The sequence below is a fragment of the Candidatus Melainabacteria bacterium RIFOXYA2_FULL_32_9 genome, assembly GCA_001784615.1.
Taxonomy (GTDB): Bacteria; Cyanobacteriota; Vampirovibrionia; order Gastranaerophilales; family UBA9579; genus UBA9579.
On record MFRQ01000083.1, the window covers coordinates 1 to 8,927 of the forward strand.

At 32.5% G+C, this 8,927-nt stretch carries 8 protein-coding genes; 4 read left to right on the forward strand and 4 right to left on the reverse strand.

Features of this window, described 5'->3' with window-relative positions:
• Positions 1–235: 235 nt before the first annotated feature.
• The 3 genes from A2255_10455 to A2255_10465 all read right to left on the reverse strand — a co-directional run bounded on the left by A2255_10455 (position 236) and on the right by A2255_10465 (position 2,497).
• Complete coding sequence (locus A2255_10455; protein OGI20323.1) at positions 236–1,207, reverse strand: pyruvate dehydrogenase (acetyl-transferring) E1 component subunit alpha; 972 nt, start codon at positions 1,205–1,207, stop codon at positions 236–238.
• 1 nt (position 1,208) lies between these two features.
• The gene (locus tag A2255_10460; protein OGI20324.1) at positions 1,209–1,637 is read right to left on the reverse strand and encodes a hypothetical protein; all 429 of its coding nucleotides are present in this window, start codon (positions 1,635–1,637) and stop codon (positions 1,209–1,211) included.
• Between the two features lie 404 nt (positions 1,638–2,041).
• Positions 2,042–2,497, reverse strand: a complete 456-nt coding sequence (locus tag A2255_10465) for a hypothetical protein (GenBank protein ID OGI20325.1) — start codon at positions 2,495–2,497, stop codon at positions 2,042–2,044.
• A gap of 434 nt (positions 2,498–2,931) precedes the next feature.
• Between A2255_10465 and A2255_10470 the strand changes: the two genes are divergently transcribed.
• Positions 2,932–4,167 (forward strand): hypothetical protein, encoded by a 1,236-nt coding sequence (locus A2255_10470; protein OGI20326.1) that lies wholly within the window; start codon positions 2,932–2,934, stop codon positions 4,165–4,167.
• A 3-nt stretch (positions 4,168–4,170) separates the two neighbouring features.
• Here A2255_10470 and A2255_10475 read toward each other — a convergent pair whose 3' ends face one another.
• Entirely contained in the window at positions 4,171–6,159 is a 1,989-nt protein-coding gene (locus A2255_10475; protein OGI20327.1) for a hypothetical protein, read from the reverse strand.
• A gap of 185 nt (positions 6,160–6,344) precedes the next feature.
• Between A2255_10475 and A2255_10480 the strand changes: the two genes are divergently transcribed.
• The 3 genes from A2255_10480 to A2255_10490 all read left to right on the forward strand — a co-directional run bounded on the left by A2255_10480 (position 6,345) and on the right by A2255_10490 (position 8,464).
• A complete protein-coding gene (locus A2255_10480; GenBank protein ID OGI20328.1) occupies positions 6,345–6,926 on the forward strand; it encodes a hypothetical protein in 582 nt (193 codons plus the stop codon).
• A gap of 60 nt (positions 6,927–6,986) precedes the next feature.
• Positions 6,987–8,177 (forward strand): hypothetical protein, encoded by a 1,191-nt coding sequence (locus A2255_10485; protein OGI20329.1) that lies wholly within the window; start codon positions 6,987–6,989, stop codon positions 8,175–8,177.
• 77 nt (positions 8,178–8,254) lie between these two features.
• A complete protein-coding gene (locus A2255_10490) occupies positions 8,255–8,464 on the forward strand; it encodes a hypothetical protein (GenBank protein OGI20330.1) in 210 nt (69 codons plus the stop codon).
• The last annotated feature ends 463 nt before the right edge of the window (positions 8,465–8,927 follow it).

Below are 8,927 nucleotides of genomic sequence, written 5' to 3' on the forward strand. Positions count from 1 at the left end.
CAAGTTCTGGGTGACTTTATAAGTTCCCTGATAAAAAGCCACCTCTTCACCTATGATAAAGACTCTGGGATCTCTCCTCATTTCTTCTCTTAATGCCAGGTTTAATGCTTCTCTATATGTTAACTCTGCCATTATTTTCTCTTTACTCCTTAAAAACTAGTAGATTGATCAAAAACTAAGATACTTATCTCAAAATTATCTTGCTGGTAGTGTTCTGGTACAAAAACTATAACCCTTACTTTTCTGCATAAACATATTTACACAGCATTTCGGGCTTTGGATTTGGACTTTCATCAGCAAACCTTACAGCATTATCTACTTCTTTTAATACTTCTTCCTTAATTTCGCTCAATTCATAAGAATCAAACAAGCCTGACTCAACTAACCGTTTAGCAAAAGTATCAATTGGATCTCTTTCTTTCCAAATTTCTTCCTCAAGGATGGTTCTGTATTTACCTGGATCAGCCATAGAATGAGCCCTGAATCTATAGGTTTTTGTCTCTATAAAATAAGGACCTGCTCCTTTTCTAACCCATTTAGCTGCATTTTTAACTGCGTCATGAACTTTCAGAATATCCATGCCATCTACAGATTCGCCTGGAATATCATACGCCTGTGCTCTTTTTGCAATATCCACAACTGAAGAAGCTCTAACTACACCTGTTCCCATTGCATATAAATTATTTTCACAGATGAATAAAACTGGCAAATTCCAGAGTTTTGCAAGGTTTAAACTTTCGTGAAAAGCGCCTTGATTAACTGCGCCATCACCAAAGAAACAGACGCAAATAGCATCTTCTTTTTTATAATTTATTGCCAAACCAAGCCCGACTGCTATTGGAATTCCGCCTCCTACGATGGCATAACCACCCATGAATCTTTTTTCAATATCAAATATATGCATTGAACCACCAAGTCCGTGAGAACATCCAGTTTCTTTACCAAATAATTCTGCCATAACTGATTTTGGAGTCATCCCTTTTGCAATGGCATGCCCATGCTCTCGGTAAGCACTTACAACATAATCTTTATCAAATAAAGCAGATATTGCTCCTACTCCAATTGCTTCCTGCCCAATATATAAGTGAGTAAATCCTGATATTTTTCCTCTTAAATACATTTCAGCAGCAACCTGCTCAAATTCACGAAGCAATACCATTTGCTTGTAGAAGTTTCTAAGTTCATACTTTTCAAATTTTTCAAGCATTTTATGGTACCAATTCTATATGGTCTATAATCAGGTTTTCACTTGTTAGAGTTCTATGTACAGGGCATCTTTCTGCTATTTCAAGAAGACGATTTTTCTGCTCTTCATTAAGATTACCCCGAATTCTGATATCTCTGGTTATTTTATCTAGTCTGCCTGTTTTTGTTTCGCAGGTTTCACAATCTTCAGCGTGAATTTTTTCATGAGTTAAATCTATTTCTACGTCTTCAAGATCCCAGCCCTTTTTCCTTGCATACATTAACATTGTCATGGATGTACATGCCCCAAGAGCTGCCATCATTGTTTCATAAGGACCTGGACCTTTATCATTACCGCCTACATCTTTAGGCTCATCCATAATTAAGGTATGACCATTCATTTTGACTTCATGTTGAAGATTTCTCTGATATTTTACGTGTACTTTTGCCATATTCTTCTTATTCCCCACAACCTAATATTTTCAGGATAATTTCTTTCCTGACGGTTTAAAATTAGTCAGTAAATGAGTGTCAAAACTAGACAGTTGATTTAATTAGTACACGGATATAAAAATCCTATCTCCCATCAAGTTCCTATTTTTAACAAAACAGCTTTTTAGACGGGCAGGGGAATTATTGAAAAAACATGACAAGAGGTACCCAAATAAATGGTAGTTAAAATGCATTCAATATCAGAAGGAAAAGATGTCATAGTTGCAGGTCAAGATCTTGCAAATGAGCGTGACCTTGATAAAGTAAAGGCCTCTGGAACTCTTAATCCTCAAGAACTCGAAGAAATGATTGCAAGCAAAAAATAATAATAATAAATAATAAGGAGCTGCTTAGCAGCTCCTTATTATTTTGAAGGACTCAAAGGCTGTAATAATCTTTTTCTAATAGTAGCCATTTTAACGACAAGATCATCAATTTCCTGTAAATCATCACGTATTTGAACCTGCATATAGAGAAATTTTTCTATATCAGCAAAAGAGCAGAATTTGAATTTCATAAGGATTGTACCTAACTTAACTTCAGGATTCTTTCTCTGATAATTCAGAGCTTCATGCAACTGATTCTGAGTGATTATTTTATATTTAACCAGTAAATTACCTAATTTTGTTGCTTCCTTAAAATTCTCTCTTTTACTTTGAAAAGACTTACAAAACTCTGCAGCATTCTTACCATTAATAAGTGTATCAAGTCTTAGTAAGCCAACATTTTCAAGAGCAGTGGCTATCAATTCTGCGCACGTGACATCAAAAAGACTATATGCTTCTATATTTATATTAGAAACCCTAGTTTCATTGTCCATCTTATTGTACCTATCATTAGTTAAATTAAAAATTAATTTTATAATACTAGATTTTACATAGAATAGCTATGAATTTTAATTATGAATTTGGAGATATTTCTGTTATTTAGATATAATAAATATTATTACTAATTTGGGTTGCTAATTAATTTTGTGAATTATTAATCTAGTGGTAAGATTTGCAAATAATATGTTAGAAGTAATCTCTGTCATTGCGAAGATTCCGAAGGAATCTGTGGCAATCTATCCATTTACAAGCTATTATTCAAAACTGGAAAGATCCTCACGTCGCTACGCTCCTCAGGATGACAGTAGGTATTATTGGAGGGATTGATGACTAAGAAAAGTGCCTCTGGCACCTCAGGATGACAGTTCGGGAGATTATAGCATTTTATCAATTTAGTAATTCTGGTTAATTATTATGAGTTTTAAATATGAGCTTATTCGATATATTAGAAGAACAAAACCGACAAATTCCTCTTGCTGAAATATTAAGACCAAAATCATTAGCGGAATTTTTAGGACAAAATAATATAATTAAAGAAAATTCAGCTGTATGGAATTTGTTAAAGTCAGGAAGGTTATTTTCTTTAATATTATGGGGACCTCCCGGTTGTGGCAAAACCACTTTAGCAAGACTTATAGCAAAAGAAACTGATAGCCTGTTTATTGAACTCAGCGCTGTCAATTCCGGTATAAAAGACATAAGAGAAACTGTGGAGACTGCTAAGCAGGAATTAAGAACTTCCAGCAGAAAAACTATTGTCTTTATCGATGAAATTCATAGATACACTAAAACCCAACAGGATGCGCTTTTACCTCATCTTGAAAACGGAACTATATATCTTATAGGATCAACCACTGAAAATCCTTCTTTTCAAGTAGTGCCGGCTATGATTTCAAGAGTTCAGGTACTGTTATTAAGACCGATTGATGATGAAAACCTGCTAAAAATTACCCGAAAAGGTTATAAATATCTTATAGATAAGTATGGAAAAATAAATATTGATCCAAAAATAGGAGAGTTTATTGTTAAGCATTCTCAGGGAGACGCAAGAATTGCACTAAATCTGGTTGAAACTTCATATTTTGCTTGCCCTATTAGAGATAATATAAGAATATTAACTTTGGATTTAATTGAAGAATTAATACAAAAACGCTATGTAAAGTATGGTCTGCAAGAGCATTATGATCACGCTTCAGCTTTCCAGAAAAGTTTAAGAGGCTCTGATCCTGATGCAGCTATTTATTGGTTAGCTAAAATGATTTCTAGTGGAGAAGATCCCAGGTTTATTGCAAGAAGATTAATAGTAACCGCCAGTGAAGACGTTGGCAATGCTGACCCTATGGCGCTTAATATTGCCCTGGATGCATTTAAAGCTGTTGAGCTTCTTGGTTTTCCAGAGGGGAGAATTCCTTTAGCGCAAGCAACAATATACGTAGCAAAAGCTCCTAAGTCAAATGAGGCTATAAAAGCCATAGATATGGCTCTTCATGATATTGAGATTAAAGGTGAAAGTTACCCACCACCCGATCACCTAAAAGACAGCCATTATAAAGACGCTTCAAAATATGGTTTTGGCAGTGATTATGTTTACACTCACGAAAATCCAAAAGCTAAGCAGGATTTTCTGCCTGAAAAGCTTACAGGCAAAAAATATTGTGATTAATAATTAATCATGAACTTTTTTGTAGACATAATATGCAGGTTTTTTCTGTGAATAATTTAGATTAACAAGTTCAAAATTATCTGGAATTTTACTGAAATCAATGCTTTTTATACTCATTTTTTCTTTATTATATTCATAAATACTTTGCTCTTTTCCTGATATGACCAAAAAATCATAGGCATTAAAGTTTTTGCGTCTTATTAGGTCTTGATAATTTAATTGGGAGATTCTCCACGTGGGATTTTCCTCAAAAAACGGATAATATAAATCATATTCTGAAAATATAATCCCTATTTTAGTGTTATCAGGTGCATTTAATTTGATATAACTCAGTGCAGGACAAAATTGCGCGCCATTATCAAAGAAACACTTTAACTCATTTTTTGAACTGGTAAATATACTTCTGCCTTCCTGTGTCGGAATTATGGGCCTTAAATAATTACAGGTGGAAACTTTAAAATAACTGAATAATGCTATTAAACAGATTAAAATTTTAAATAAATTTCTTTTCCTTGTATAACTTAAAGCAAAAATAGGTGAACTGAGCACTATAGCAGTTACTAAATACCTTAAATTCCAGACTTTATAGCCTAATAAAGCTGAAATAGTCAGCAAAAATATAACTGTAATTAACCCTGTAAGGCCAATTATAAAAGTTCTATTTTTAGAATGAAGAACTCTTATTAATCCATACCTGAAAATCAAAGGTAAAAATACAAGAAAACCAATTATCCCAAATAATGCGAACATTTCACTCGGTAAAGTATTTATAGTTATTAATTCAGTTCCTATTACTCCATATTCTTCCTTAATTCCAAAAAAGGAGAATAATGCTGCTTTTAAGAATAAAAAGATGAAATTTAGATTATGAGTCACCTCAAATCCGGTTAAATCAATAAATGAGAATAAATATCTGATTAAATTAGCAACAAAAAATTTATAAGTCACGCTATTCTGTGCATGTTCTTGAACATATGACTGAATTCCCATTGGATTGCCAAAATTTACATAATTAAGAACATAACTAAAAGAACTAAGTATTATAAAAGCAGGAATAAGTATAGAAACATAGATAAGTAAAGGTTTATAGAAATATCTGCCTTTATTTTTAATGGAAATTAATAAATATACCAAGCCAATTGCAGGCAAGAAAAAGAATACAGAACTTTTAATCCCTAAAGCTATACTCAATGCTATAGCAGAGAAAATTAACGTTTTATTTTCTTGTTTTATAAATAAATATAATGAACTAAACAGGAAAAAACCAAGCACCAAATCATTCTGAGTGCTCGAAGACTGTAAAATAACAACGGGTAATGAAGCAAATATAAATAATGTCCATAAAACCCTTCTTATAGATAGCTTTAAATGAGTTAATAAAGCAAATAAGACTACTAAATTTCCCCAATATGCAAAATATTGAGAAAATCCGGCCAAATAATCCTTCTTTGTAAATATCATCGGCCATAAAAGTAAAATGTCAGAATTTATAGGAAAGATAACCTGCCTTACACAAGTCGTTTCATAGTGAATAAGAGTTTGGTTCTGAATCCAGACTCCAACCCTTGCTAAATGATATGCCAGACAATCTCCTAAACAAGTGGGAGCTGATACCAGAAGAAATAAATTTATTAAACTTGAAAAAATAAAACCACAAGATAAAATAAGTAAAATTTTATCTCGAATTAATGCCTGCCATATTTTTATCTTTATATTTTTAATTTCTTCAAAATCCTGTTTTGGTCGACCATTCCAACTCCATATCAACCAAGAGACAATTAATATAATAAAATTAACCCCCAATAACCCTGTTTTATTGATTAATTTAACTAACGATAAAATCTCAACACTAATTATAAGTTGAGAAACACTTATTAAAGCAAGAAATATTATCGAATTTAAAAAACTTTTAACTCTTAAAACACTGGTTAAAAGATAGGATGAGGCCAAAACAATAAAAAACGAGGTTAAAAAAAGTATAAATTCAAACATTACCAATCCAGCATCATATCTAATCGTTAGTTTAATATTAAATTGTATTATCTTAAATGACAACAACTCAATATATTGAGAAGCTGTATCAAAATATGGAAGTTTGTTTTATAAAGTTTTTTCATATTGTAAATATTTTTTTAAAACATATTGCAATTATGAACAATTGTTCATAAAATAAAAATATGATTACTCGCAAACAAAAAAATTTTTTAAATAAACTCAAAGAGACCTATGGAAATAAGCCTCTTCCGAGTTTTGAACAAATCTGCAAGGATCTTGGATATAAGTCTAAGAATTCTATCTGGCAGTATTTCAAAAAACTCTTAGATCATGGTTGTTTGACAACTTATAATAACCATTTCCTACTATCGCAAGAACTTTTTGGAATTTCTTATTTTGAATCAGGCGTAAGAGCAGGGTTTCCCACTGCTGTCGAAGACTGCCTTATTGAAAGATTGTCTTTTGATAATCTCCTCATTCAAAAGCCTGCATCAACTTTCTCTGTACGCGTTGTTGGAGATTCCATGATTGATGCCGGTATTCTTGAAAATGATATCGCAATTGTGGAAAAAGGTCGTGAACCTCAAAATGGTGATATCGTTGTAGCAATGGTTGATGGAGAGTTTACCATAAAATTTTATTGGAAAGAGAAAGGAGACATCACATTAGAACCTGCAAATCAAGCTTACCCGGTCATAAAAGCACAACAGGAATTACAGATATTCGGCATTGTAACCGGTATTGTTAGAAAATTAAAATTCTAAATAAATACAACTTTACCCAGCTGTAAACAAGCTTTATTATTTTTTAAAAGGAGTTATTCAATGAATACTTCTACTTTGAAAGCAATCGCTCTCGTTGATTGTGATTCTTTCTTTGCATCTTGTGAACAATTAATAAATCCAGCCTTATTAAATCAACCTGTCTGCGTTATGAGTAACAATAACGGTTGTGTTATAGCTCGATCAAGGGAAGCAAAAGAACTTGGTGTAAAAATGGCCATGCCAGTTTTTCAGGCAAAAAAAATATTTCCGCAAGTACATTATATTGTAGGAAAACACGATTTATATGAAGAAATTTCAGCAAGGATAATAAGAGTTTTAAAAGATTTTAGTCCCACTGTTGAGGTCTATTCTATTGATGAAGCATTTATTGACCTTACAGGATTAGATAAACTCTATAGGAAATCATATTTGGAGATAGCATTAAGTATTAGAAATGCAGTAAAAAATAATGTTGGAATTTCCGTATCTGTGGGAGTAAGCTCAACTAAGACTCTTGCAAAGCTGGCGACCAGAAGAGCTAAAAAATTAAATGGAATCTATGAAATAAGTTTTCAGGATATAGATAATGAGCTTATAAAAACTGATTTAATCGATATCTGGGGAATGGGAGCAAATACAGTTTCTCTTTTAAATAAATTTGGCCTTTACACTGCGTATGAGTTTATTATTCAAGGTGACAACTTTGCAGATAAAATTCTGGGGAAAAGAGGACTTGAATTAAAACTTGAACTGACAGGAAAAAGAGTTTATGCAATTAATAACGAGGTTACCTTACCTAAATCTATACAAAAAACCAGTTCTTTTGGGAAATTTACTTCAAATGAACAATATATTAAAGATTCTATTTATTATCATGCTCATAGGGCCTGTACTAAATTAAGAAAATTAAGACAAAAAACTCAAACAATAGGAATTATGCTAAGAACAAAAGACTTCAAAGTTTATTCTTCAAAACACGTTTTAGTCCATCCGACAAATTGGGAATTCGAGATTTTTGAATCTATCAACAAAGTTTTTTGTGATATTTTTAACCCTAATATAATTTATAGAAGCTCAGGCGTAGTCCTGGAAAATCTGACAGAAGAACATCATTCGCAACTTTCCTTATTTGATTCGCTACATAATCAGGTAAAACAGCAAAATTTAGCTAAAGTCTGGGATAAGTTAGAAACTAAATACGGAAAAAATGTCATACTAATCGGTAATCAGAATATAAAAAATCTTAACTAATGTAAAAACCTCTGCTAGACAATATTTATCACCTTACCATATACGTAGCTGGATGTTAAAGAAAAGGGGAAAACATTATGAGTCAACGTATGCTTATGACAATCGATGATCTTGACAAAACACTCATTGATTTCGTTATCCAGGAAAAAACCAATACCGAGATGGCAGAGAAAACGGGATATTCAGTGGGTTATGTTAAACGAAGATTGGCATATCTATTCAGACTTTTCGGGGTAAAATCTAAAGTTGGCCTTGTTAGAGAAATATACAAATTCAATAGTTACTAGTTGATCTGAAAAAGTTCTGATATAGAGCATTTCTCAGTACTGAGTGTTCACAGTCAAACCTAAAGTAGAGAAGACGGGGGGAGGATCTAAAATACCATGGTCTACAAAGTAATAATCATAGTAACGAAGAATATTTCCCCCTTTCTTAAATTATTCAGTTAATAAGTTATATTTTCCCGAATTGTCATCCTGAGTGACACAGTCACTTTTCCAAGTCATCAATCCTTCCAATAATACGCATTATCATTGCGGGGTGACACAGTCACTTTCCCAAGTCATCAATTCTTCCAATAATACACACTGTCATCATGAGGAGCGACGTGAGGATCTTACCAATTATGAATACGAGCTTTTAAATGTAAAATGGATAGATTGCCACGGGCTAAAGCCCTCGCAATGACAGGGGAATCGTTTCTAATACTAATTCGCAGTCTATCGAGTATGAAAATAAAGTATGTTTATG

Coding starts and splice junctions, on each gene's coding strand:
- A2255_10460 (OGI20324.1), bottom strand. CDS start 1,637: ATGGCAAAAGTACACGTAAAATATCAGAGAAATCTTCAACATGAAGTC.
- A2255_10480 (OGI20328.1), top strand. CDS start 6,345: ATGATTACTCGCAAACAAAAAAATTTTTTAAATAAACTCAAAGAGACC.
- A2255_10455 (OGI20323.1), bottom strand. CDS start 1,207: ATGCTTGAAAAATTTGAAAAGTATGAACTTAGAAACTTCTACAAGCAA.
- A2255_10490 (OGI20330.1), top strand. CDS start 8,255: ATGAGTCAACGTATGCTTATGACAATCGATGATCTTGACAAAACACTC.
- A2255_10485 (OGI20329.1), top strand. CDS start 6,987: ATGAATACTTCTACTTTGAAAGCAATCGCTCTCGTTGATTGTGATTCT.
- A2255_10465 (OGI20325.1), bottom strand. CDS start 2,497: ATGGACAATGAAACTAGGGTTTCTAATATAAATATAGAAGCATATAGT.
- A2255_10475 (OGI20327.1), bottom strand. CDS start 6,159: ATGTTTGAATTTATACTTTTTTTAACCTCGTTTTTTATTGTTTTGGCC.
- A2255_10470 (OGI20326.1), top strand. CDS start 2,932: ATGAGCTTATTCGATATATTAGAAGAACAAAACCGACAAATTCCTCTT.